Source organism: Legionella oakridgensis ATCC 33761 = DSM 21215, assembly GCF_000512355.1.
Taxonomy (GTDB): Bacteria; Pseudomonadota; Gammaproteobacteria; order Legionellales; family Legionellaceae; genus Legionella_A; species Legionella_A oakridgensis.
In genome coordinates, this window is the sequence record NZ_CP004006.1 from 1,672,403 (window position 1) to 1,697,853 (window position 25,451).

The window sequence follows — 25,451 nt, forward strand, 5'->3', positions numbered from 1 at the left end:
ATCCTTATACACTGACATTTTAAATTGATTTAGTAACAAAATACGTCTATAACATTACACAATATTTACCTAGGGAGCCTTACCCAATGATGTCTATTGATACCTTTGCAAATAACACCTCCAAGAATCATGATGATGATTTTCTTGACTACGCATTAACGCGAGGATTTGGTGATTTACACTTTAAAGTTGACCCTGACACAGGGATGAAAGCCATTGTTGCCATTCACAGCACCAAACTTGGTCCGGCGTTAGGTGGCTGTCGTTTCATTCCTTATCCCGATACTAAGTCCGCTTTATACGACGCCATGCGCCTTGCTCGCGGAATGAGTTATAAAGCAGCATTAGTTAATTTGCCTTTGGGTGGAGGAAAAGCCGTCATTATTCAGCCCTCGCAAACCTATGACCGCCATGCGTATCTAACCCGTTTTGGCCAATTTATCAATGAGCTGGGCGGCCGTTACATCACCGCTTTGGACAGCGGCACTGAATTACGTGATATGGATATCATTGCCACACAAACTTCCTACGTTGCCAGTCTGTCCAGCCATAATGGTGACCCTTCTCCCTATACTGCCAAAGGCGTATTACGGGGAATACAAGCTGCCGTATTGTTCAAATTAGGAAAAGAAAATTTAGACGGTTTGCATGTTGCCATTCAGGGATTAGGACACGTAGGTTATTTATTGGCCCGCCATCTTCATGAATTGGGTGTAAAACTTACGGTGGCTGACATTGATCCACAGCGAGTGCAACATGCTGTAAAAGAATTTGGAGCTACGGCAATTGCCAGTGAAAACATTCATAAAGTCCCATGTGACGTATTTGCCCCATGCGCTCTGGGAGCCATCATCAATGATATTTCTATTAACCAGTTGCAAACCACCATCATTGCTGGTGCGGCAAACAATCAGCTTGCTCATACATATCATGGACAGAAACTGCATGATAAGGGCATATTATATGCTACCGATTATGTCATTAATGCCGGCGGGCTTATTTTTGCTGCCAGCAAATATTTACATACGCATGAAGATCTTGTAAATGAACAAATTAATGGAATTGGTACAACCTTGTTGCAGATATTTACTCGCTCACAGAATGAAAATCGCCCTGTCAGCGAAATTGCAGACGCCCTTGCACAAGAAAAGCTGGCTTAAGAGGAATGGATGAGTCATTTAAATTTAACCCCCGCTTTATATGAATACATACTGGATGTCTCCGTCAACGAGCATCCGGTACTGCGAACTTTGCGGGAAGAAACAGCTAAAATGCCCCTTGGAGTTATGCAAATATCACCGGAATTGGGGCAATTTATGCAACTGCTCGTTCGTCTTATTGATGCGAAAAAAATATTGGAAATTGGCACTTTTACAGGGTACAGTGCTCTGACACTCGCGCTGGCCTTGCCAGAAGATGGCCATTTAATCACCTGCGACATTAATGCAGAATGGACCAGCAAGGCGCCTGTTTACTGGGAACAGGCAAAACAAGCCAATAAGATTGAATTACGACTGGCACCTGCTCTTAATACGCTGCAGCAACTATTAGAAGAAGGATTTTCACATTCATTTGATCTTATCTTTATTGATGCCGATAAAACCAATTACGTCAACTATTATGAGTTGGGATTACAGCTTATTCGCCCGCGAGGCCTCATTATCATCGATAATGTTCTTTGGGGAGGCAAAGTGATAGATGAGCAAGAAACCGGTGGCCAAACCAGAGAAATCCGCAGGTTAAATGCATTGCTTAAACAAGATGACCGCGTATACACAAGCTTATTGCCAGTGAGGGATGGTATATTTTTAGTACAACTTAAATCCGATAATGTGCAGCGTTAATGATTACAAGGAGTCCGTGCAATGAGTCATTCTTCGAAAGAAAATCCATGCGGCCTTAATGGTTTTGCCTTTCTTGAGTTTTCAGGCCCTGATGCAACTTTTGTGCAGCGCCAGTTTTCTGAGCTGGGTTTTTATCCAATCAAAACTCACATCAAAGAAAACATTACTTTATATGAACAAGGCCATATCCAATTTATCCTGAATGCCGCCAAAAACTGCCAAGCCGAGCAACACGCTAACGTCCATGGGGCAGGAGCTTGTGCTATGGGATTTTTAGTAGAAGATGCCGAGTTTGCTTTTGCTCATGCCATCAAACATGGCGCGACAGCTTTTCGGGACAGCAAGCATGCCGATCACCAATTACCTGCCATTGAAGCCATCGGCGGCAGTGTGATTTATTTTGTTGATCATAAGCATACACCTTTTGCTGGACAATGGACGCCCTTACAAGATAATACAAGGGTAAACACAGGTCTGACCCATATCGATCATTTAACCCATAACGTTTATCGCGGCAACATGGATAAATGGGCGCACTTTTATGAATCCATTTTTAATTTTAGTGAAATCCGTTTCTTTAACATTACTGGAAAAATGACTGGTTTGGTTAGTCGTGCTTTGGCAAGTCCCTGCGGAAAATTAAAATTCCTTTAAATGAATCCAAAGATGATCATTCTCAAATTGAGGAATTCTTGCATGACTATCATGGAGAAGGAATTCAGCATGTGGCGCTCAGTACAGAAAATATCTATCACACAGTTCATGCCTTAAGGAAAAACGGCGTTTCTTTTCTTGACGTTCCTGATACTTATTATGAGATGATTGCTGAACGCATTCCTTGGCACCAAGAACCTCTCAACCAACTCCAAGCAGAAAAAATCTTAATTGATGGTGAAAAAACTCCTGAATCCGGCTTATTATTGCAGATTTTTACTGAAAATATTTTTGGCCCTGTTTTTTTTGAGATTATTCAACGTCGAGGCAATCAAGGATTTGGTGAAGGAAATTTCCAGGCACTGTTTGAAGCCATTGAGCGTGATCAAATCAAGCGCGGCACCTTAAAAGAAACAAGTTAAGGGAGCGCTCCTTAAATTTTGCTTTTCATTATAAAAAAGACACTTAAAACAACCCATTAGGTCGTTTTAGAATTTGTTTTACAAGAGGAATAAGGATGAAATTAGCAACTCTTAAATCAGGAAAATCTCGCGATGGCGAATTATGCGTCGTTAATAAATCTCTGACCAAAGCAATTTGTGTGTCACATATTGTCCCAACGCTGCAAGCAGCCATTGAAAACTGGACGCATACTAAAAAGAAGCTTGAAGAAATTTATCAGCAATTAAATGAAGATTCCCTTAAAGAAACATTTGCTTTTGATTCGCACGCACTGGCCTCTCCCTTACCACGAGCTTATCAATGGGCTGATGGTAGCGCTTATGTCAATCATGTGGAATTAGTAAGAAAAGCTCGTGGCGCAGAAATGCCTGCCAATTTCTGGACGGATCCATTAATGTATCAAGGAGGATCAGATGGCTTTCTTGCTCCTAACGATCCCATCGTGGTTACCGATGAAGCTTATGGGGTTGATTTTGAAGCTGAGGTTGCCATCATCACAGAGGATGTAAAAATGGGCATTGATGCCACCTCGGCAGAACAACACATCTGTTTGCTGATGTTAGTGAACGATGTTTCTTTACGTAACCTCATCCCCAATGAAATAGCAAAAGGATTTGGATTTTTCCAATCAAAACCGGCAAGTAGTTTTTCACCCGTTGCCGTGACTCCAGAGGAGTTGGGTTCCTATTGGGATGGAAAACGCCTCCATTTACCATTGTACAGTTATTTAAATGGCAAATTATTCGGCCAACCCAATGCTGGAATTGATATGACCTTCTCTTTTCCAGAACTTATTGCCCATGCTGCTAAAACCAGAACACTGAGTGCTGGAACCATTATCGGTTCTGGAACCGTGTCAAATCTTGATCGCAGCAAAGGTTCCTCCTGCATTGCTGAGAAACGGATGCTGGAAATCCTTGCTACAGGAAAACCAAATACACCTTTTATGCATTTCGGTGACACCATTCGCATTGAAATGCACGATGAACAAGGACAAAGCATTTTTGGTGCCATAGAACAACAGGTTTGCTCTGTCAATAACCATACCGCTCACCACAAAGTCAAGGACCACCGTGAAATTATATGATTATTATCGCTCCACAGCGAGCTATCGAGTACGCATTGCTCTGAATTTAAAAAATATTAATTATGAAACCATCCCTGTGCATTTAATTAATCATGGGGGAGAACAACATCATTTGGACTATCTTAAAATCAATCCACAGGGGCTGGTTCCTACTCTGGATGAAAACGGTCACATTCTAAGCCAATCGTTGGCTATCATCGAATACTTAGACGAAATTAATCCAGAACCGGCTTTACTGCCACAACATCCCTTAGGGCGGGCTCTGGTGAGAAGCCTTAGTTTAATTATTGCCTGCGATATACATCCCATTAATAATCTCAGGGTTTTGCAGCAATTACGTCAACAATTTCAAGCGACCGAGGAGCAAGTCAACGAATGGTATCATCTCTGGTTAAAAAAGGGATTTGATGCTTTGGAAAAACGGCTAAAAGACTTACCCCGAAAAAATCATGTTTGCTACGGCAATGACGTATCCCTTGCCGATCTATGCTTAATTCCCCAAGTGTACAACGCCAAACGATTTAATTTCCCGATGAATGATTATCCACTCATCAATGAAATTAATGATTATTGCCGCGAATTACCAGCATTTATTGATGCAGCTCCGGAGGCCTAGCCTCCGGGTTATTCCAGATTTATTGATTTCTCATTAATCAAATGGTACATGACTGTCCGGGATATAGAAATAAAATCCGTGAGTCATTAGAAAAAACCCTACTACAAACAGAATGACTGCGGCAATATAATACCCAGAGCCTGCATATGCCTTTTTACTCCATGCAAGCAATGATTCCGGCATGGCCAACCATAATACGGACTTAATGAGAATAAACCAGGAAACAATAGTAACAACCACCCGCGGTTCCCATACCCATATGTTATGCACGAGAACAAGAAATAACCCTAGCATTAAACCAAATGATGCACTGCAAACAATAGAAACATTATTCGCTTGCAGATTAGAAATGATGTCACGGTAATACTGAACTTTACTTAATAAGACGATGGCGGTTATAACCATATATAGCCCGAAAATCTGGGCAAACAAATAAGAATGAAAAAGTGCACCAAACATAGCTCGCTCCCTGCTGACTGTTCTATTATAATTAATAGACTGAATTCCCTTATTTTGCAACTATTTGACGATGAAAACAACAAACTTTACGGGGCGCACTGTCTACCATACCATCAGCATGTTATTTTAGGTTTAATGTCTGTTATAGCCAGACACTCCTAAAACCACGCTTTGGTAATTTCTACCGTGGAAGTACCTTGAGAAGTTCGCTGCAACACCGTCCATGTCGTTGCACACCGCTGAATGCGACCAAATAGCGTCGCCTCATTGTTGCAATGATAGTGTACATCCAAGCCATCATACACTTCAGTAGGAACCACGGCCAAACAATGCTCGCCGTGACTCAATTCAATAGCCCACGGATATGCCTTTGAAATATCCAGGCTCTTGTGCATGCGGTCATCCAAAGGCATGTCCACCGTGATTTTTATTCCCTGCCCAGCCCAGGGAGATTCCGTACACACGGCTTCATTATTAGGACCAAAACGTTTCACAAAACAGGGATCGTACATTTTACCTTCCGCCATACATTGCCAAGCGTCTTCACGAACAATGAGTTGCGATTGCTGACGACAGTGACCTTTTACATTCCTGCCAATGATCAAAGAAGGATGATGTGTTGTCTCAGCAAACGGTCGATAAAACAATAATTCGGTATCTTCAGCCAATAAAGCGGCTGGCCACATTGTTAATACCAATAATCTGCGAATCCAACGTGTAGAATCATTTTTGAAAAACTTCTGCCTCATGATATTTTTATTCCTGTCCTTATTTCATGCTATTTTATACTTAAACGTTCATTGAGTTTTTGAATACGCCTGATGTATTATTCTCCCTTTATTGTCATCAGCAAGACAATCGTGCCTCTGTCAAACACTTCTCCTGCACATATCAAGAAAGAGGTATCGACAAGCCTCTAGAAGTTGGCCAGTACAGTATCATTTGGAGTATATTATGACTGACGTTTACACAATAAAACAATGTTTGGACGGTGATATCCGTGTTGATGAAACCGTGACGGTGCAAGGTTGGGTAAAAACCAGGCGCGATTCAAAAGCCGGTCTATCTTTTATCAGCCTGCATGATGGTTCATGCTTTGCACCCATTCAGATCGTAGCCCCTACTGAATTGCCAAATTATCAGCAAGACATTCTTAAATTAACAACTGGCTGTTCGCTCATTGTGTCTGGAAAATTAGTGGCTTCACAAGGCAAAGGACAGACGTTTGAAATTCAAGCCGAACGGATTGAAGTGGTTGGCTGGATAGAAAATCCAGACACTTACCCAATTCAAGCTAAACGCCATACGCTTGAATTTTTAAGAGAAGTAGCTCATTTACGTCCTCGTACAAACACCATCAGCGCCGTAACTCGTATCAGGCATTGTCTATCGCAAGCGATTCATCGATTTTTTCATGAGCGCGGTTATTTTTGGATTCATACTCCCATCATCACGGCTAGCGACTGTGAAGGAGCCGGCGAACTATTTCGAGTTAGCACCCTGGATTTACAAAACTTGCGCAAAAACGAACAAGGTCAAATTGATTTTTCCAGCGATTTTTTCGGGAAAGAAACATTCTTGACTGTATCCGGACAATTAAACGTAGAAGCCTACTGTTTGGCAATGTCTAAAGTGTACACCTTCGGTCCTACTTTTCGCGCTGAAAACTCCAACACCAGTCGGCATCTGGCTGAATTTTGGATGGTTGAACCTGAATTAGCGTTTGCCTCTCTTAAAGACATTTGCGCCCTCAGCCAGGATTTATTACATTACCTATGTAAAAGTGTTCTCGATGAACGCAGCGATGACATGAGTTTCTTTAATCAATTTGTAGACCAAGCTTGCATTGATCGACTTGAGCATCTTGTCCGCTCCGATTTTGAAATCATGACTTATACTGATGCAATTAACGCGCTGCAAAAGGCTACCATCAAATTTGAATTCCCGGTTCATTGGGGATTGGATCTGCAATCTGAACATGAGCGCTATCTTGCAGAAGAATTATGCAAGAAACCAGTCATCATCACAAACTACCCCAAAGACATCAAAGGCTTTTATATGCGGCTAAATGAAGATGGCCGCACCGTTGCTGCGATGGATGTTCTCGCACCCGGAATTGGTGAAATTATTGGTGGCAGCCAACGGGAAGAGCGCCTTGATGTACTAGACCAACGCATGGATGAATGCCATTTAGACAAAGGAACATACAGTTGGTATCGGGATTTACGCCGCTATGGAACCGTTCCTCATGCAGGGTTTGGGTTAGGTCTTGAGCGTCTGGTGAGTTATGTTACTGGCGTCAGTAACGTCCGCGACGTCATTCCTTTCCCACGCACGCCTGGTCATGCAGACTATTAAAAAACCTCTTCCCCTCTTTTAAAAAAGAGGGGACTTACACGTTTTAACCGTTTAAATTTTCTTCTCTTTTAAAGTATTTTTCTAAAGCACAAATTACAAACTCTCTATTAAACACCCGTTCTGCAAGCTCATAATTCTATCCATTCTCTTGGCCAATTCCATGTCATGGGTCACAATCACCAACGCTGTATTCCTCTGGCTATTTAAATGCAGCATCAATTCAAAAATCCGCACGGCCGTTGCATGATCCAAGTTCCCCGTTGGTTCATCAGCAAACACACATTGCGGTTGATGAACCAGTGCCCGTGCGATAGCCACTCTTTGCCTTTCTCCGCCAGACAACTGGGCCGGCTTATGCTCCTCCCGTGCGCTTAAACCTACTTGTTCTAGAATATGCCGTGCCGCGGCCGCAGCTGCCTCAATGGATTGCCCGGCTAATAACAAAGGCAAAGCGATGTTTTCAAGTGCACTAAACTCAGGCAACAGATGATGAAACTGATAAATGAAACCTAAATATTTATTTCGTACCTGGCAACGTTGCTTTTCAGTTAGAGTTTGCCAATTAATATCCTGCATGAATACTTGCCCGTCACTGGGTTTGTCTAACCCTCCCAGTAAATGCAGCAAGGTACTTTTACCCGAGCCTGAAGGACCAACGATTGCAATCCTGTCGCCTTCATTGACAGTAAAATCCAACGCTTTTAATACCTCAATCGAAGTATTGCCATCATGGTAGGACTTACTCAGTGCGCGGCAACTTACAATGTTCTTACTCATAATGCAATGCCTCCGCAATAACTGTTTTTGACGCGCGCCAGGAAGGATAAATGGTTGCTGCAAAACTCATCAAGAGCGCTGCAGCACAGATTTGCCATAGATCGCGGAATAAAATTTTTGAAGGCAGATAATCGACAAAATAAATGTTGGACGATAACAACTGTACACCAAATAAAGATTGCAAAAAGTTGACGATGTCGGTTGCGTTACTGGCTAATAATAATCCGCCAATCAATCCCAACAACGTTCCTACAAACCCCACCATCATTCCTTGCACAATAAAAATCCATAAGATCAAAGATGGCGTTGCCCCAATCGTTCGTAAAATAGCGATTTCTGCTTGTTTGTCATTCACCACCATGACTAATGACGACACGAGGTTAAAGGCAGCAACGGCAATGATCAACAGTAAAATCAGAAACATCATGGTTTTTTCCATCTTTACCGCCTGAAAAAAAGCGCCGAATTGTTGAGTCCAGTTGCCCACTTCATAATCTGGTCCTAATTTTGCGGCCAGTTGTTCAGACAGTTGGGGCGCTTGATATATATTGGCAATTTTCATTTTGATACCACTCACCGCCGTACCAAGCTGCAGTAGCTTTTGCGCATCTTCCAAATTAATAAACGCCAATTTTGTATCAAAATTAAATCCAGAACCGGCAGAAAATACTCCTTTAACCGTAAATCGCTTAAAACGGGGAATCATGCCTGCCGGAGTCACCGTTGCCTGAGGAATCATGATCGTCACTTTATCACCAACCATGACGCCTAAGCTATCTGCCAAACCACGACCTAAGATAATGCCGAAATGTTGTAATTCCTTCATATCCCCGATGAGCAGCTTATCCTGTAAATGATTGACACGCTGTTCATAATCAGGCGCAATACCTGTTAAAACAATGGGTAATACTTGCCCCTCATGCGTCAACAATCCCTGGCCGCCAACGTAAGGAGCGATGGCGACAATACCCGGCTCTTTTTCCAATTGGCTAGCCAATGCCTTCCAGTTGTTAATTTTACCCTCCTGGCCAGTCACGGTGATTTCAGGAGCCATGCCAAAAAATCGTTTATGTATTTCTTCATCAAAACCATTCATCACAGACAGAACGGTAATAAGCACCATGACGCCCAGCCCAATTCCCAACATTGAACTCAATGAGATAAACGATACAAAATGATTTTTCTTTTTAGCGCGCGTGTAGCGCAATCCTACATATAATGCCAATGGCTTGAACATAACGGAACTGATTGTGAGTTAAAGAGTATATTGTAGCAGGCTTCTCATTAAATTAATGCAATATACTTTGTGGCTTGCAAGTCACGCAAAGAAAAAATCTGATCAAGATTGGTTTCCCAAATCCTGCTTCGCATAATTCAGAGCTTTATTAACCAGCCCTCGCAGAAATAACTGATACCCCATCTTCAACAACAATCGCTTTGGCTTGCACAGCTGTTTCAATCGTCGTTCTTAATAGTTTAAATTGCCTGACTACAGGTATTGGGCTTTGAGGCTCTTCCGATAAGCCGAATATACGAGTTATGGATTCAAAACGCTCTTCATCACTTATTAATAAAATATTTTTTGCTTTATCAATATCCACAAGCACTTGCCGATAAGTCATGTAAATTTCATCTACATCTTGTTTCTTAGCTCTAGATTTAGAGATAAGTGTTTCCCATTGTTCGATCAATGATGCAACATCCATTTTTTGTAAATCAGCCAACGCTTCTAGTTACTTTTCTATCGCTTCTATAAGCGAAATAGAATGTCCTGGCCTCTCCTGCATTCGTTGGAGAGGCCCCTTAAAGTCTTCAGGCTTATCAATAGATACCTCTTCTCCAGCTAAGTTTCTCACTTCTTATTAAGCCGAATGCCAGTAAGTCTCAAAGAACCAAAGTTGTTTATCCAGGCATTGCTTAACCGAGATAAGAGTTCATCAACAGCCTCTCTTTCTCGGCCATCTTCTGGTAAAGCATTCTTTCGCTCAACCGCAACAGCAACCAGCGCAAAAATCCATGTTCAGCTACATTTGCCATCACTCGCTTCTTCCAGTGCTGCAGGAATACCGTCTCTTTTCTTCAATTCCCGCTCGATGTACGTAAGTTGCTCAGCAAGCGGCTGCTCCATGCTATTTGCAATAAACTCGTTTAAAGCACGTTCGATACCTTGTTGATATTGACCAAAAGCTGGATCGACTTTTTTTACACCGCAATAACTGGATAGAAGAGTCACCGTTTGCTGGAAAATTTCCGCATCAAACATAATCATAACTTGGAGTAATTTTTTTATGCATAGTATAAAAGAATTAAATTAAGCCATATTAATAATGAGTTTATTTTCAGGCTAAGATTTCTTTGGCAATCTAATGAATGCTCAGCGATAATCAGGTTTAAGATTCTTGATTTCCCGGATATCGCTGCGCGCTATCCAGGCTACGTTTATGGTAGCCTGGTTAACGCACAAGCGGTAACCAGGTTTAAAGTCCTTGATTTGCCGAATGCTGTGCCAAAAGGAAGGCAATTAAAAAGCTTTAATGCAGCGAACAAAGAGTGGATTATTTTTAGCAATCTCTATTTGATTTCCTCCCACATTATTGACAAAATTTTGATCCCATGCAGTGTTACCAGCATTGTTGCTTTCCGTAGAACTCCAGTAAGGAGCTGGCTGAAACCCACCCAAGCCTTGCAAATTTCTTTGTTGATATAAAAGGCTAAGCTCCGTTTTGCTTGGCAAATACCAGCCGTCGCCAATACCAATACACGCCGCTGCCGCTTGGCCGTTCGCACCAAGTACAGCCTGAATAGCAGTTGTATTGGCTAATCCTACGCCTACACCATCTGCCTGCGCACCTATAAAGATCGGAGGCACAGGAACGGGAACTGTACTATCCCAGGCAAGAGGTCCTCCAGTATCTGCGGTTTGTGCAATCAAGCCATGCTGGCCGGTGGCGTCAATCCAAAATACAACTCCTTCTTGAGGTCCTCCAGCAGGGTATGAATCACCAACTGCATATACGGTTCCCCCTTGATCAACCCATTCAGTATCGTAATCCGCATTGCTGGCTTTAGCGAGCACCTGACCGGTAGTCCCACCAGCCGCAACGCCAGGCCCTGGGTCGCCTTGTACTCCTTGAGGGCCTTGTTCACCTTGTTCGCCCTGAGGGCCTTGCTCACCTTGGGGCCCCTGAGGACCCTGCTCACCTTGTTCACCCTGAGGGCCTTGCTCACCTTGGGGCCCCTGAGGACCCTGCGCACCTTGGGGTCCCTGAGGGCCTTGAGAGCCCTGAGGGCCAGCCGGAATGGCAGCAATTTGCGACTGCAACCTATTTACTTGAGCGTCTACGTATTCTTTAGTAGCATGGTTAGCTGCATACACAGCCTCCACCCAGGGAAACATTAAAAGTAAGGTGACAATGTGGCACTTTTTAAACATGATATTCCTTATCTTGAAATTCAAGCCTGCCTATATGTAAATGGTAAGAAGACAGATGAAGGTTGGGATTTTTCAAATATTGCGACTACTGAAATGCTTGCTATGCGTTAAAACAGGTACGTCATGACAATTAACATACCAGAAATAATAGTACAAGAATTTTCCTCCTCCTTTCAAGTCAAGGAGAAGGAAATGCATCATCGTTTCAAAATTGAATTAAGAGATTATTGTTTCGCGGCTTGTGTTGCTTGTTGCTGTACTTGTTTAATTTGATTCTGCAAGGTCGTTTGCAATGTCTGAATCTGCTTTTGCGTATCCGTATTTACCTGCTGTATTTGGTCTTGCAATTGTTGTTGTAATTGCTTTAGCTGCGTCTGAATCTGAGTATTAAGCTGTTTGATTTGATTTTGTTGATCCGCTTGAATCTTTTGCAATTGCGCCTGAATCTGACTATTTAATAATTGAATTTGCTTGGTGGTATTATCATCCGCATAGGCATTACTAAGACTGGATAACATCAATAAGCAAGCCCCACCCATTATTATTCTTCTGTTCATCTTTAACTCCCTTGTAAAAATAATTTTATACCTATTTAAGCTTTAACTAATTGATGTTAAATTGCAAGAAGGCTAAGTGCCTTAGAGAACCTAAGACTTGCACCAGGATTAGCCATGTAGCCTGGTTATGCGCAGCAATAACCAGGGTTGATGTGCTCCCGGATATTGCTGCGCACTATCCAGGCTACCCTTATCCAAGACAAAATTATCTTTACTGACATGACATGAATAAACCGAAGTCTTTTTATAATTTAGAAACCATCGGCGGACTATTACTGTTTGCTGCTGCTTTACTGGCAATCATCATTGCTAATACGCCTCTGCGAGAAGCTTACGACAAATTATTTCACTTACCCATTAACCTTAACATCGGTGACTTTGAAATCAAAAAGCCGCTGCATATTTGGATTAATGACGGCTTAATGGCCATTTACTTTATGCTGGTAGGGCTTGAAATCAAGCGTGAAATCAAACGAGGCATCTTAAGTAGTAAAACCAGCATCCTCGTTCCAGCAATCACTGCCTTATGCGGTCTACTGGTTCCAGCCATCATTTATTCTCTAATTAACTCCGGTAATTCTTTTTATTTAAGAGGATGGGCGATACCCACAGCAACGGACATTGCATTCACCTTAGGAATACTATCCTTACTGAATACCAAAGTTCCTTTCTCACTAAAAATTTTATTAACCGCCATTGCCATTTTTGATGACATTGGCGCCATTGTCATTATTGCCATATTTTTTACGCATAAATTATCATGGCTTTCATTGGCATTAGCCGGTTTTTTCACCAGCGCTCTAATTGCCCTGAATTACTTCGATTGTAAGCGACTCTCAATTTATCTGGTGATTGGGGTGCTGCTTTGGGCCGCCGTATTAAAATCCGGGGTTCATGCCACACTGGCCGGCATCGTCATCGCCATGACCATTCCCGATAAATCATCCCACTCGCTCTTGGCACAATTGGAAAATGGCATTCATCCGTGGGTGGTGTTCCTCATCCTGCCTCTTTTTGCCTTTGCTAACGCTGGTGTTAGCTTTATTGGCATTGACAGCAGCATGCTGACCAATACCATTGTTTTAGGAATTGCCGCTGGGTTATTTTTTGGTAAACAAATTGGGATTTTTTTACCCCTATGGTTTTTTATAAAACAGGACCATTACATAAAATCTTATAAAAGCTATCAAATTACTCTGACGCAAATCTATGGCATTGCTTTAATTTGCGGTGTTGGTTTTACCATGAGTTTATTTATCGGCTCCTTAGCATTTCAAAACGGCTCTAATCTTATGAATATGGTTAAAATTGGAGTGGTCACAGGCTCACTGATCTCGGCTACCCTCGGCAGTCTTGTTTTTCTGCTCTCACATCGCGCATCGCCACCCATCACCCGCTAGACTAATCACAGATAAACGCTACAGGAGAAACCCTAGGCTATACCATCCCCAGACCGTTAGCGTATAAGTTAAGATAGTATCGTGGCGGTAAAACTGCTGCGTAGATAAAATCCGCGTGGCAACGTTAATATTTTGTTTCCTGATTCATCATAGCCATAACATAATGATTGGCCATTTGCCGCCTTTGGCCGAACCTGCAAATATTGTCCCAAGCGTGCATCAATTTCGGCAAGCTTGCCTGAACTAATCATCCAAGAAAGCTCCGACCAATCTTCCGCCAAAATCGCTTCCTGCTCTTGACTGGGCGACCAGAGAATGGCACGGCCTATACGGCGATGAGGAAAGGCAAGGCGCTTATCTGCCTCAATCGGTAACCATAAGACGCGTTTAAGTTTGGCAAAACATTGAGAAGTTTCCCAAGTTTCCTGATGAATAGTAAGTAGGGAAATCGATGTCACAAACGTGGATTCGGCAGGTTTTCCCAAATGATTGACTGGCAAGGTTTTAAGCTCAATGCCTAAATCGAAAAAATCAGGTTGAGCATGCGAGCCCGCCGTTGCTCCCAAAGCCAATTCAATCGCCTGACCAGCCCATCCCTTGCGCTGCAAAGGATGATTCGGAATATTTGACTGCAATGCCACTGCCAGCTGGGCTAATGTAAGTCCCTCTATTTGCTGGCAGCGTGCCAATAAATCAGCTTCGTTCTTTAACAGGCTTCTGATTAACATGATCGCGTTCTCTGTCTTTGAGCTCTATGCTCAGTGGCGGTATTGGCGGCTTCACCCCAGCCGCTTTAAACTGCGCAGTAATGGCAAATAACACCTTGGAACGTATTTCAAAACGGGTATGTAATTGAACATTAATAAAATAACGCACTTCAAACTCAATCAATGCATCATCAATTTGCTTCAGAAAAACTTGCGGTGGCGGATCATCAAGAATTTCAGGAATAATGGCTAAAACATCCAAAATTAATTGCTGGATCATGACAGGATCGTCACTGCGGCTGACTTTTATAGGGATAACGGTTCTTACCACACTGTCTTGATGAGTCCAGTTGGTGAATGGCTTGTTGAATGTCTCCGCATTGGGAATAAGTACTTCCATATTATCCCAGGAGGAAACCCGCATCGATCGTATACCAATATGAGCGACCCGCCCTTCGTACTCTCCCAAGGTAATCAAATCGCCTTCACGCACCGGTCGCTCAATAAGCAACATGATACCTCCAACAATATTACTGGCAAAATCACGTAAGCCAAATCCCATTCCTACAGCAAGACCACCTAACACCATCGACATGCCACTAAAATCAAGTCCAAGGACACGTAACGTAATCAAGCCACCAATTAAGATAACTGCATATTGAGTAAATACTGAAAGACTGTTACGAATACCAGCATCTCGGGCATGACGATATAACCACCGGTAACAAAATTCTCGTGTCCATTTTGCCATCCAGATAAAAATAAACAATAAAATAAAGAATTCCACCGTACTGAGAAAAGTAATATGTATGCCCGAAATATTGACCAGCGGATAACTCGCAAACTCCTTCAAGTGCGTCATCACCCAGGAATCGGAATACCAACCAAACAATTGAAATAAAAGAACCGTACTTGCCAGTAATAACAAGGCCCTGAGAATTTTATCCAGTGGTTTTAATAAAACCTCTATCCATAACCAGCCATTACGTAATGCTGAAATCATCCATTCGGATAAAAGTTCAAGGGCATCAAAAATCAAGCCGCGTGCCAAAACATAACCAGTAATAACCAGTAAAAGGTATACTTGATATTGACTCATCGTCCAGGCCAGGCTGATGTACCCTGCCATGCCAATGAATGCCGTGGTAAACAACGTTAGAGGAATAAGAATCACCAATAAAGAAATGGCATTTCGGATATACCGTTTTCTTGTTTTTAAAAAAGGACGAAGCAGGTAAGGAATAACATCTTTACTTTTCCATACCACAATAGATAATGCAAGTAAAAACAACATAAAAATCCGGTTGAAAATATCTTGCAACAACGAAGACAATGGCAGTTGATGGCTAAATACCATAAGTGCCGTTGACCAGCCCCCGGCAAGCAATAACCATTTCAAGCGATAATATAAGCGAACGTCTTTTCCCGAAGCATCGCTGATACGCTCCAAAAGCATCCGACGTGCAATTAAAATCAAGTTACGATAAGTCAACCACACCAAAAACAAATTAATCAATAACCGGTAATTAATCATCGGGACATGATTCAGAGATAACGTGGTGATTACCATTGCCATCAGCATTAAATGCGGAATATTTCGTTGCAAAAGAATGAGCACCCCATCATACAGATGAGCAGATAATCTGGAACGCTCCTTATCCTGAATCATTGTTTTTAATAAACGATTTAAACCAACTGCTGCAAATAAAATAAACATTAGACAAAGCCAATATAAACCAGCCGGCAATGCATCCTGCCAAATGTAATTTTCTTTGACTTTGATAACCAGGATTTTCAAATAATCATAAAATTGACCAGGAATGAGAACCAATTGCTTTAAGATGGAAGGCCAAACGTCTAAATGATATTCTGCGAGACTCTGGCGAGTCGATAATCGTTTTTTAACTGCTGTTGCTTCTTCTCTAAAACGCCCTTCAGCATGGCTTGCTGTTCGGAAGTTTCCTGAAGATGATCCATAATGGTTCTTTGCAATTGCAGATAAGGTTGCTTCAACGCATTATCAGCCAATAAAGATTGTTCGTTCTCAAGCAAATCCACCATCTTTTTTAAAGACAGCTCCGTGGCCATTAATTGTTCAATGGCTTGCTTATAAGTTTCAATAGCCGATTGTATAGATTTAATATCCTGATTTTTAAAAAATAAATTATCTGCTTTTATTAGTTTTTTACGGAGTTCAAGCGAGGAAATCTCGTTTTGAATCAGACTAATTGTCTGATTATTAAGTAATAACCTGGCTTCATAATTAAATATCACATTAAAATTAGCGTCGGTTTTCTTTTCTTGCTGCAACGCAATGCTGTGTTGATATAAACCATCAAGCTCTTCTCTTAAACCAGCTATTTTTTTATTCAATGATTTCAATTGCTGTTTTTTGTCAAAATCAGCCTTCCATAAATCCAATTGATGACGTTCCGCCCGTAAGGCTGTTTCATAACGCTGAGCAAATTCCAGATTATCATTCATTAACTCTATGGTTTTTTATTGACATCATTTAAAGTATTTAATTTGCCAATTTGCTCCTGAACAACCATTTCTTCCAATTTGCCCGGTGGCGATTGCTGCAATTTCTTTAAACGATGAATCAATTGTTCTTGTTGCTTGTGCTGATTAGCCAAAAAAATTTCAAGATTGGCTATTTTGCCACGAGTTAATGCCAAAAGAGTGTTATTTTGTTGTCTACGCTTTAAATAATTCTCATAGTCGTAAGGAGGAGAAAATTGTTTAAGCTCATTGTTGGCAATGGTTAAATTGATTTTTTCTTGAGCCAGAAATTCAATGAGACGGTTGTTGTTTTCGTAGGATTTTGCATGTGCTGCAGATAAGCTAACAATGGAAATAAAAAAACAGCCAATAATAAAAAATACAACCTGAAGCCAACACAGACACTTAAGTGCCGTGTTGGTATCATTTCTTCTATTTTGTCTGTACAGTTGGAGCAAGGCGTATTCCCAATTCATTCAATTGTGCGTGCCCTGTCGCTGAAGGAGCACTGGTTAAAAGACAAGACGCAGACTGCGTTTTAGGGAAAGCAATTACGTCACGAATAGAACTTGAGGCGGTCAACAGCATAGCCAATCGGTCTACGCCTAAGGCAATGCCCCCATGAGGGGGGCACCCATATTGCAATGCATCCAGTAAAAAGCCGAATTTGTCTTTTGCTTCTTCTTCCTGAATACCAAGCAACTCAAATACGGTTTGCTGAAGCTCTGGTTGATGAATACGAATGGAACCGCCCCCTATTTCAAATCCATTAATGACAATATCATAGGCCTTGGCCAGAGTACCTAAGGGATTCGCTTTTAAAGAATCTGCAGACAGGTTTCTTGGCGACGTGAACGGATGATGCATGGCTTGCAATTTATGCGTATCGACGTCTAATTCAAACATAGGCCAATCAACAACCCATAAGAGTTTCCATCCTGGTTCAATTAAATGGCAATCTTGTCCTAAGCGAATGCGCAAAGCCCCCATGGACTCATTAACTATTTTTTCCTTATCCGCACCAAAAAAGATAACATCACCGGTTTGGGCATGGACACGGTCAAGAATGGCGTCGATGTGTTGTTGAGAGAGGAATTTAAGGATAGGAGACTGCAAGCCATCTATCCCTTGTGTGCGATCATTCACTTTAATGTAAGCCAGTCCTTTAGCACCATAAATACCAACAAACTGGCCATAGTTATCTAATTCTTTACGGGTTAACTGACAGCCTTGAGGCAATTTCAGAGCAACTACCCTTCCTTCCGGATCATTCGCTGCAGAAGAAAAGACATTGAAATTACAATCCAATACCAAATCAGCAATATCCACTAACTCAAGTGGATTGCGGAGATCTGGCTTATCACTGCCGTAACGCCGCATGGCTTCAGCGTAAGTAATTCTTGGCAATGTTTCTGGCAACTCAACCTGCAGCAGCTCAAAAAACACGGTTTTCAACAACCCTTCAATGAGTTCTATGATGTTTTTTTCGTCAATGAATGCCATTTCCAAATCAAGCTGGGTAAATTCCGGCTGGCGATCGGCACGCAAATCTTCATCACGGAAACAACGAACAATTTGATAATATTTATCAAATCCCGACATCATTAATAATTGTTTAAATAATTGCGGAGATTGCGGCAATGCATAAAATTGCCCTGGATGAACACGGGAAGGAACCAGATAATCACGAGCACCTTCTGGTGTTGCCTTGGTAAGCATTGGTGTTTCAATGTCGATAAAGTCCCTGTCATTTAAATATTCACGAATGACGCGTACTAACTTGTGGCGCATGGTCAGATTATGCTGCATGTCAGCGCGACGTAAATCCAGATAACGATAACGGTAGCGCAAGTCTTCGCTGACTAATTGATGCTCATCCGGCAAAAATGGTGGTGTTTGTGACTGATTTAAAATATCCAGCTCCGTACCGACAATTTCAATATGTCCAGTTGCCATCTTCTCATTCACCATACCACTAGGCCGCAAGCGTACCTTTCCTGTGATGCGTACAACGTATTCATGTCGCAATTTTTCTGCAATCGCAAACGTTTCCGGTTTTTCTGGTTCATAAACTACCTGCACCAGCCCTGAACGATCACGGACATCAAGAAAAATAACACCGCCATGATCACGACGATTATGTACCCAACCACATACCGTAGTCAGGGTATCTATCATCGCTTCATTCACGTCAGAGCAATAGTGTGATCTCATAAAAACCGCCTATTTGGATAATTGTTCTTTTACTTCAAATGCAGCCGGTGAAAGCGGTTGCATCACGCCCAAAGAAATAATGAATTTTAACGCTTCATCAATCGTCATTGCCAACTCAATCACATCCGATTTTGGCACCATCATTAAATAGCCTGAGGTAGGATTTGGTGTGGTTGGAATAAAAATGGAAATCAATTCTGATTTTGAGTGGCGATTTAATTCAGCATTCGTCACACCAGTTTGAAATGCAAGGCTCCACATATCTTTACGTGGGTATTCTACTAAAAGTACTTTGCGAAACGCCTGGCTATTCGTTGCAAAGATTGCCTGAATAACCTGCTTGGTGGCATTATATATCGAACGCACCAACGGAATTCGCTCCAAGATAGACTCACTCCAGGAAACCAAGCGCTGCCCCAGAATATTAGTAGCAATAATGCCAGTAACCAGTAATAGCAGCAAAGAAAGCAATACCCCAAGCCCTGGCAAATGAATCCCAAATAATTGCTCCGGCTGATATGCTTTTGGCAAAAGCGCCATGGTTTGATCCAGTAAATCAACCAGGAAACGAAGAATAACAAACGTCACTAAGATAGGTAACCACACCACCAAACCGGCAAGCAGGTAGCTACGGATGGATTTACTTTTCAAACCGATTCACCTTGACTTTTGGTTGCAGTGTCTGAACTCTTGCCTGCAGTGCCCTGCTCTGAAGATGTTTTTTCAGCTGGCTTTTCAGGCTTTCCCTTATTTTTAAAATCAGTCGCATACCATCCAGTACCTTTGAGCTGAAATCCTGCCGCGGATACCAAACGCACGGCAGTATTCTTTGAGCACTGCGGACATTGCTTAACCGGTTCATCATGGATTTTTTGCATCAAATCAAACTGATGATGACAACCTGTACATTGGTATTCATAAATTGGCATCAAAACACTCCCTAATCTTTAACACTTGAATAACGATATTTTATCAAAATGTCCAAACTCAACTCAACAAATGAGGCGTAAATTATAGCTAACATCCTCTGATGACACAATCTTTATACGCGTCTCCCAGGGCAAACGCATCTAAATTTTGAACATGTATTTGTTAAAAAACTTACCTTCAGAATCGCTAAGCGTTTAGCCTTGCATCGTTGGATTATGCAGACAGGTTCTAAATGACAAGTAAAAAAATTAGAAGTCAAGACTGTTTTTTTAAATGTTCTTTGATTATGATGGGCAAGGTGGTTTTTTCCAACGTGCTTCATTGCTGTGGATAATTATTTTTCTATCATGTCTTGATCTGTAACAAAAGGTTATAACGACATTGAAAAATATAAATTTTTTCCCAAATAAAAGCAATCTTAAAAAGTATTCTATCCTCAAATTCTGTGGATAATTCTGTGAACATCATGGAAAGAACTCATTCCTATCTGAATTCCTATTCAGCCATCATAGCGCCTTAAAAGAGTGATGGCTCAATAAGTTCCCCCCATAAGAGACTGTCGCCAATAAAGGTGAATGCAGGCGCTGCGATAATGTTTCAATGTTATCTTCCAACATTAACATATCCTTATCCAAACAATTCGCGATCCACCCTGCACAAGCAACGTTATGCATTTTTAAAACAGATTCAGTCAGCAAGGCATGATTCAAACACCCTAAACGCATACCAACCACCAAAATCACAGGAATTTGACTGAGCATTAAAAAATCAATCCAGGTTTCATGATTATTTAGGGGCACCATCAAACCACCAGCACCTTCAATGAATAAATAGTCGGTGTCTTCACATCCGGCGCGATAACAAAAATCAGTGATTTCCTGAGCGGATAAATATCGTTGCTCATGCATAGCGGCCAAGTGCGGAGAAACTGCAAGTGATAAACGCCATGGACATATCTCCTGTTCTGATATCTGATTGTATTGTTGCAATAAAAGAAGATCCTCACAAAGCCGCTCATTTCCTTCTTGCCAACAGCCACTTGCCACAGGTTTTACTGCCATCGCATTATAACAATGCTGTTGAAAATGATGCAGTAACTGACACGTAATATACGTTTTTCCGCAATTCGTATCCGTTCCAGTAATAAAATAACGTTTCATTGCAAAAAGTCCTCTAACGTCGCCAGAAAGTTTTCTTGCTCTGATAAAAAAGGCACATGAGCTGACTTGGAAAATAAATAATAATTAAATTCAGGATATCGGTCTTTCATGACCATCAATGTCTTGAAAGGGATTATGGCATCCAGTCGACCAAATAAATATCCAACAGGGATGCCGAGCTGATGCAGTGCCTGCCGTAAATCCCAATCTATTAAAATATCAAGCCCCGTCCGTAACCCTGGTAATGATGAATGCTTAGGGACAAGATCACCCGCAGTCTGCCCCTGCAATTGTAATGCAATGAACTGCGTTAGTGATTTTTGCGGATCTCGCTCTAGCATCCGATAAAATGCTGTCAAGATTTTGCCTTCTACCCCAGGCCATTGATCTTCTTTAACAAAATAGGGTGAAGAAGCAATGTTCAGCAAATGCGTAATGCGTGATGATTCCTCAATCGCCAATCGAGTTGCAAATAAACCGCCCAGAGACCAGCCGGCAACAGCAAAATGCGCAGGCAATTGCTTTAACAGCAACGCTTTAAAATCATTCCAATCCATTAGAGGTGTTAATCCGAATCCTGGTAAGTCTACTAAATAAACTTGATGATGAATCATTAGCTCTGGTAATAAAGAGGACCAGATCGTATAGTCAAATCCCCAGCCATGAAATAAAACCAGAGGCAACCCCTGTCCGGCTGTCATGAGATTAATTTTCATAATTGATGAAGACATTTCATTAAATAGTCAATATGTTCTGCTTGATGTGCATAATTTAAAATGATGCGTAATCCAGTCTCTTGTTTGCTGACCGTGGGTTGACGCATAGGCATGCAAAGGATCCCCTGCTCGCGTAATTTCACAGCATATTCTTGCGCACGATAAGGGCATCCCAACTTTAATTGTTGAATCGCGGTGGATGAATTTCGCCACATCAGTGGTGAATCATATAAGGCATTTCTGAAATAACAGATGGCTTCCCGAAGCATTGCCCGGCGCTCTTCAGCGCCACGAATTATTTCCAAAGTCTGCAATAAACCATAAGCAACAGCAGGGCTAATTGCCGTAGAATAAATATATGGACGGGCGCATTGCAAAAGAGCCTCTATCCAGAGTGCTTGACCTGCTACAATAGCACCTGCCGAAGCATAGGCCTTACCAAACGGAATAATTCGGAGTGGAACATCCTCTTGCGTTAAATTATCCTGCATGACAGCACCTAATCCCTGTGTACCTATAACTCCAAAGGCATGAGCTTCATCCACTATCATGGCGCTCACATGACTTTGACTGAGTTTAGCTATCGCAGCCAACGGTGCCTGTTGCCCGCTCATGCTAAAGATGCTTTCTGTCATAATAACAGCATCACCCTCAGCGCGTTTTATTTTAGCTGATAAATCCATTAGATCATTATGTCGATAGCGGAAATACTGAACCCGAGCTAATTTCAAACCATCGTATATAGAAGCATGTACGGCTTTATCAATCACTGCCTGCATACCAAGCTGCCCTAATAATCCAGCCACACTTAAATTGGCTGCATAGCCAGAAGAAAATAGAAGGCAGCGATCCACGGCCAAAGCTTCGGCAAAAGCCTGTTCCAACGACTGATGTATGGGATGATAACCACACACCACCATAGAACCGCCACTACCAGTACCATAGCGGCGAAACCCTTCTTCATAGGCATGTTTGACGCGACGATCATTGGAAAATGATAAATAATCGTTACTGCTGAAATTAATCATTTCACTTGGGCCAGCCAACCGACGCTGACGATGCAGACCATGCTCCTGTATTTGAGATATGAATTTCTGAAGTTTAATAGCCAACATGGATTTTAATAAATTTGCCGATGATTCAAATTCAATGACTGTTATTAACTTTAATTTAATCCTTAAACAATCAGTAACGCCTCTAGATTGAAGCATCCTCTGTCATGGCAGCTTGAAGACCCAGTCTTGCAAATAAGGATTTGTCTTTTTCCCTTTGCGGGTTTTCTTCAGTTAATAATTTATCGCCAATAAAAACGGAATTAGCGCCAACATAAAAACACAGAGCTTGTAATTCATCACTCATTTCCGTACGGCCAGCCGTTAAGCGAATCACACTTTCAGGCATTAATATCCGAGCTGTGGCCACAGTACGTACCAGCTCTATGCTGTCAACTGGTGTCGCTGAAGCCAATGGCGTGCCTTGAACAGGAATCAAGCGATTAATGGGAACACTTTCCGGTGGTTTTTCCAGATTTGCCAACGTCAATAGAAATTCAATACGATCACTGCGTGTTTCACCAAGTCCCAAAATCCCCCCACAACACACCTGGATTCCAGCATTCCGGACGTTCTCCAGCGTTTGCAACCGATCACTGAATTTACGCGTAGTAACCACTTTATCGTAATAACTTGGCGAAGTATCAATGTTATGATTGTAATAATCAAGACCTGCTTTTTTTAACTCTTGCGCTTGCTCTTCCGTCAACATGCCTAGCGTCATACAAGTTTCCATACCAAGATTTTTAACTTCTGCGATCATGGCTTTTAACTCTGGCATCACTTTAACCGGTGGGCATCGCCAGGCTGCTCCCATACAAAAGCGTTTAGCCCCCCCGGCTTTCGCGTCGCGAGCACTTGCCACAACTTGTTCTACTGACATTAATTTTTCTTTTTCAACATGTGTGGCATGATGACCGCTTTGCGAGCAATAACCACAATCTTCCGGACAAGCACCCGTTTTTATACTTAATAAGGTAGCCAATTGCAGCGCATTTGCCGGATGATGCTGACGATGAATGGTATGAGCTTTATGCAGTAAATCATTAAATGGCTGTTCATAAATTCGAGCCACTTCCTCAAAGTTCCAGGATTGTTTGCATTCGGTCATGATGACTCCTGTATTTATATCTTTTTATCAGCATTAAATTGAGACTGAAAACCGAACATGATAGAGTGACGACATCTATTGTCAACTAATTTTTTTTATATGGTTAACACAGGATTAATTGAGCGTGACTTGAAGCACATCTGGCATCCATGTTCACAAATGAAAGATTTTGAACAATCACCGCCGTTTATCGTATATGGAGCCAAAGGTAGTTATCTTGAAACCAATCACGGCCCAATCATTGATGCCATTTCCAGCTGGTGGTGCAAATCATTAGGTCATGGTTATCCTGAAGTCATTACGGCTATACAAAACCAATTAAATCGCTTTGAACACATCATTAGCGCGACCACTACCTACCCTGAAATTGTCATGCTTGCAGAAGAACTGGCCGCATTGAGCAATCGCCAGCATGTGTTTTTCGCCAGTGACGGCTCAAGCGCCGTTGAAATCGCCATGAAACTGGCCTTGCATGCCAGCCAATTACAAGGCCATCCAGAACGCAATCAATTTATCTCCTTGAAAAATAGCTATCACGGCGAAACCCTTGCAACATTAAGCGTCAGTGATTTAGGGCTTTATAAAAAGCCATACCAGAGTTTTAGCCTCGATTGTCATTTTTTACAAACAATTCCCTACGTCAGTGGTGAAGAAGACTCATTATGGCAAACCTGTGACTCCATATGGGAACACACGCTTGCTGAACTTGAAAAAATTAAGGATAAAGCATGTGCTCTTCTTGTTGAACCGCTTATTCAAGGAGCCGGAGGCATGCGTTGCTATAGTGCAGATTTCTTGCGTAAATTGGCCTTATGGACGAAGGCAAATGGCATTTATCTCATTGCTGATGAAATTATGACCGGCTTAGGCAGAACCGGACAATGGCTTGCCTGTCATCATGCTGGAGTTGATGCCGATTTGATTTGTCTGTCAAAAGGATTGACCTCTGGAACCTTACCTCTAAGTTGTGTGTTAATTGATCATTCCATTTATGATCTTTTCTACGATGACTTTGCCCAGGGTAAATCCTTTTTACACTCTCATACTTACAGCGGCAATCCATTGGCGGTCAGTGCTGCCTTGGCTACTATCCAGGTCATGCAGCAACATGCTATAAACCAAAAAGCCAAGACGCTTGGTCTATGGATGCAGCAGTGTTTTTCCGAAGTAGCAAAACAAACTGGCAAAATCAGCAATATCCGCTCTCTTGGTGCCTGTGTAGCAGGTGATTTGGATGGTATTGTCGATAAACGCATCGGCTTTCAACTCTACCAGGAAGCATTAAATCGAGGTGCGCTCTTACGCCCCATGGGAAATACGCTTTATTGGCTCCCTCCCCTAACGACTGATAAAGAAACCATTGAGAAATTAGCTGAAATCACATTAAACTCCATTAGAGCCGTCTATTAATT

At 41.9% G+C, this 25,451-nt stretch carries 24 protein-coding genes and 2 pseudogenes; 9 read left to right on the forward strand and 17 right to left on the reverse strand.

The genetic code is table 11. The features are described 5' to 3' along the window. Positions 1-86: 86 nt before the first annotated feature. The 5 genes and pseudogenes from LOA_RS08180 (at position 87) to maiA (ending at position 4,663) form a co-directional block, all read left to right on the forward strand. Positions 87-1,160, forward strand: a complete 1,074-nt coding sequence (locus tag LOA_RS08180) for a Leu/Phe/Val dehydrogenase (protein WP_025385908.1) — start codon at positions 87-89, stop codon at positions 1,158-1,160. Between the two features lie 9 nt (positions 1,161-1,169). Then, on the forward strand, positions 1,170-1,844 hold the full coding sequence (locus LOA_RS08185; RefSeq protein ID WP_025385909.1) for a class I SAM-dependent methyltransferase: 675 nt from the start codon (positions 1,170-1,172) through the stop codon (positions 1,842-1,844). After that, positions 1,831-2,920 (forward strand): annotated as a pseudogene (hppD, locus tag LOA_RS08190) (4-hydroxyphenylpyruvate dioxygenase). The gene LOA_RS08185 and the pseudogene hppD overlap by 14 nt, the downstream one beginning before the upstream one ends. A 95-nt stretch (positions 2,921-3,015) precedes the next feature. Beyond that, positions 3,016-4,047, forward strand: coding sequence for a fumarylacetoacetate hydrolase family protein (locus LOA_RS08195; protein ID WP_025385910.1), 1,032 nt, complete (start codon positions 3,016-3,018; stop codon positions 4,045-4,047). After that, positions 4,034-4,663: a maleylacetoacetate isomerase gene (maiA, locus tag LOA_RS08200; protein ID WP_025385911.1), complete on the forward strand. Its 630-nt coding sequence runs from the start codon at positions 4,034-4,036 to the stop codon at positions 4,661-4,663. The genes LOA_RS08195 and maiA overlap by 14 nt, the downstream gene beginning before the upstream one ends. Before the next feature lie 33 nt (positions 4,664-4,696). On the opposite strand, the gene LOA_RS08205 is transcribed toward maiA, so the two are convergent. Together LOA_RS08205 and LOA_RS15340 are read right to left on the reverse strand one after the other, a co-directional pair. Further along, positions 4,697-5,122 carry a hypothetical protein gene (locus LOA_RS08205; RefSeq protein WP_025385912.1) on the reverse strand — a complete coding sequence of 142 codons (426 nt, stop codon included), beginning with the start codon at positions 5,120-5,122 and terminating at the stop codon, positions 4,697-4,699. 158 nt (positions 5,123-5,280) lie between these two features. Then, on the reverse strand, positions 5,281-5,871 hold the full coding sequence (locus LOA_RS15340) for a hypothetical protein (RefSeq protein WP_042238866.1): 591 nt from the start codon (positions 5,869-5,871) through the stop codon (positions 5,281-5,283). A 205-nt stretch (positions 5,872-6,076) separates the two neighbouring features. Between LOA_RS15340 and asnS the strand changes: the two genes are divergently transcribed. Then, a complete protein-coding gene (gene asnS / locus LOA_RS08215; RefSeq protein WP_025385914.1) occupies positions 6,077-7,480 on the forward strand; it encodes an asparagine--tRNA ligase in 1,404 nt (467 codons plus the stop codon). A 93-nt stretch (positions 7,481-7,573) separates the two neighbouring features. Here the strand turns inward: asnS and lolD are convergent, their stop codons facing one another. The 5 genes from lolD to LOA_RS14850 all read right to left on the reverse strand — a co-directional run bounded on the left by lolD (position 7,574) and on the right by LOA_RS14850 (position 11,690). After that, entirely contained in the window at positions 7,574-8,257 is a 684-nt protein-coding gene (gene lolD / locus LOA_RS08220) for a lipoprotein-releasing ABC transporter ATP-binding protein LolD (RefSeq protein WP_025385915.1), read from the reverse strand. Then, positions 8,250-9,494, reverse strand: coding sequence for a lipoprotein-releasing ABC transporter permease subunit (locus LOA_RS08225; protein WP_025385916.1), 1,245 nt, complete (start codon positions 9,492-9,494; stop codon positions 8,250-8,252). The genes lolD and LOA_RS08225 overlap by 8 nt, the downstream gene beginning before the upstream one ends. Positions 9,495-9,642: 148 nt before the next feature. Then, entirely contained in the window at positions 9,643-9,981 is a 339-nt protein-coding gene (locus LOA_RS08230; protein ID WP_025385917.1) for a hypothetical protein, read from the reverse strand. Positions 9,982-10,277: 296 nt separating this feature from the next. Continuing rightward, complete coding sequence (locus LOA_RS08235; RefSeq protein WP_035894599.1) at positions 10,278-10,520, reverse strand: hypothetical protein; 243 nt, start codon at positions 10,518-10,520, stop codon at positions 10,278-10,280. Positions 10,521-10,778: 258 nt separating this feature from the next. Beyond that, entirely contained in the window at positions 10,779-11,690 is a 912-nt protein-coding gene (locus LOA_RS14850; RefSeq protein ID WP_025385919.1) for a DUF1566 domain-containing protein, read from the reverse strand. Here LOA_RS14850 and LOA_RS15845 point away from each other — a divergent pair. Beyond that, positions 11,673-11,801, forward strand: a complete 129-nt coding sequence (locus tag LOA_RS15845) for a hypothetical protein (protein WP_272946918.1) — start codon at positions 11,673-11,675, stop codon at positions 11,799-11,801. The genes LOA_RS14850 and LOA_RS15845 overlap by 18 nt on opposite strands. A 113-nt stretch (positions 11,802-11,914) precedes the next feature. Here LOA_RS15845 and LOA_RS08245 read toward each other — a convergent pair whose 3' ends face one another. Further along, the gene (locus LOA_RS08245; protein ID WP_035894652.1) at positions 11,915-12,247 is read right to left on the reverse strand and encodes a hypothetical protein; all 333 of its coding nucleotides are present in this window, start codon (positions 12,245-12,247) and stop codon (positions 11,915-11,917) included. A gap of 224 nt (positions 12,248-12,471) precedes the next feature. On the opposite strand from LOA_RS08245, the gene nhaA reads away from it, so the two are divergent. After that, complete coding sequence (gene nhaA, locus LOA_RS08250; RefSeq protein ID WP_025385921.1) at positions 12,472-13,647, forward strand: Na+/H+ antiporter NhaA; 1,176 nt, start codon at positions 12,472-12,474, stop codon at positions 13,645-13,647. Positions 13,648-13,715: 68 nt separating this feature from the next. Here nhaA and mutH read toward each other — a convergent pair whose 3' ends face one another. The 9 genes and pseudogenes from mutH to bioB form a co-directional block, all read right to left on the reverse strand. After that, positions 13,716-14,375 carry a DNA mismatch repair endonuclease MutH gene (gene mutH, locus LOA_RS08255; protein ID WP_035894659.1) on the reverse strand — a complete coding sequence of 220 codons (660 nt, stop codon included), beginning with the start codon at positions 14,373-14,375 and terminating at the stop codon, positions 13,716-13,718. Beyond that, positions 14,341-17,332 (reverse strand): annotated as a pseudogene (locus LOA_RS16235) (mechanosensitive ion channel family protein). The gene mutH and the pseudogene LOA_RS16235 overlap by 35 nt, the downstream one beginning before the upstream one ends. After that, positions 17,289-19,070, reverse strand: a complete 1,782-nt coding sequence (gene aspS, locus LOA_RS08265) for an aspartate--tRNA ligase (RefSeq protein ID WP_025385923.1) — start codon at positions 19,068-19,070, stop codon at positions 17,289-17,291. The pseudogene LOA_RS16235 and the gene aspS overlap by 44 nt, the downstream one beginning before the upstream one ends. Positions 19,071-19,079: 9 nt before the next feature. Next, a complete protein-coding gene (locus LOA_RS08270; RefSeq protein ID WP_025385924.1) occupies positions 19,080-19,721 on the reverse strand; it encodes a DUF502 domain-containing protein in 642 nt (213 codons plus the stop codon). Next, positions 19,718-19,999 carry an FmdB family zinc ribbon protein gene (locus tag LOA_RS08275; protein WP_025385925.1) on the reverse strand — a complete coding sequence of 94 codons (282 nt, stop codon included), beginning with the start codon at positions 19,997-19,999 and terminating at the stop codon, positions 19,718-19,720. Before LOA_RS08275 ends, LOA_RS08270 begins: the two co-directional genes overlap by 4 nt. 507 nt (positions 20,000-20,506) lie before the next feature. Next, entirely contained in the window at positions 20,507-21,160 is a 654-nt protein-coding gene (gene bioD, locus LOA_RS08280; protein WP_025385926.1) for a dethiobiotin synthase, read from the reverse strand. Continuing rightward, positions 21,157-21,861 carry an alpha/beta fold hydrolase gene (locus LOA_RS08285; RefSeq protein ID WP_237757983.1) on the reverse strand — a complete coding sequence of 235 codons (705 nt, stop codon included), beginning with the start codon at positions 21,859-21,861 and terminating at the stop codon, positions 21,157-21,159. Before LOA_RS08285 ends, bioD begins: the two co-directional genes overlap by 4 nt. Positions 21,862-21,872: 11 nt before the next feature. Next, entirely contained in the window at positions 21,873-22,991 is a 1,119-nt protein-coding gene (locus tag LOA_RS08290; protein WP_025385928.1) for an aminotransferase class I/II-fold pyridoxal phosphate-dependent enzyme, read from the reverse strand. Between the two features lie 82 nt (positions 22,992-23,073). Further along, complete coding sequence (bioB, locus tag LOA_RS08295; protein ID WP_025385929.1) at positions 23,074-24,039, reverse strand: biotin synthase BioB; 966 nt, start codon at positions 24,037-24,039, stop codon at positions 23,074-23,076. A gap of 99 nt (positions 24,040-24,138) precedes the next feature. Here bioB and bioA point away from each other — a divergent pair, with 99 nt between their 5' ends. Then, positions 24,139-25,449: an adenosylmethionine--8-amino-7-oxononanoate transaminase gene (gene bioA, locus LOA_RS08300; RefSeq protein WP_035894680.1), complete on the forward strand. Its 1,311-nt coding sequence runs from the start codon at positions 24,139-24,141 to the stop codon at positions 25,447-25,449. The last annotated feature ends 2 nt before the right edge of the window (positions 25,450-25,451 follow it).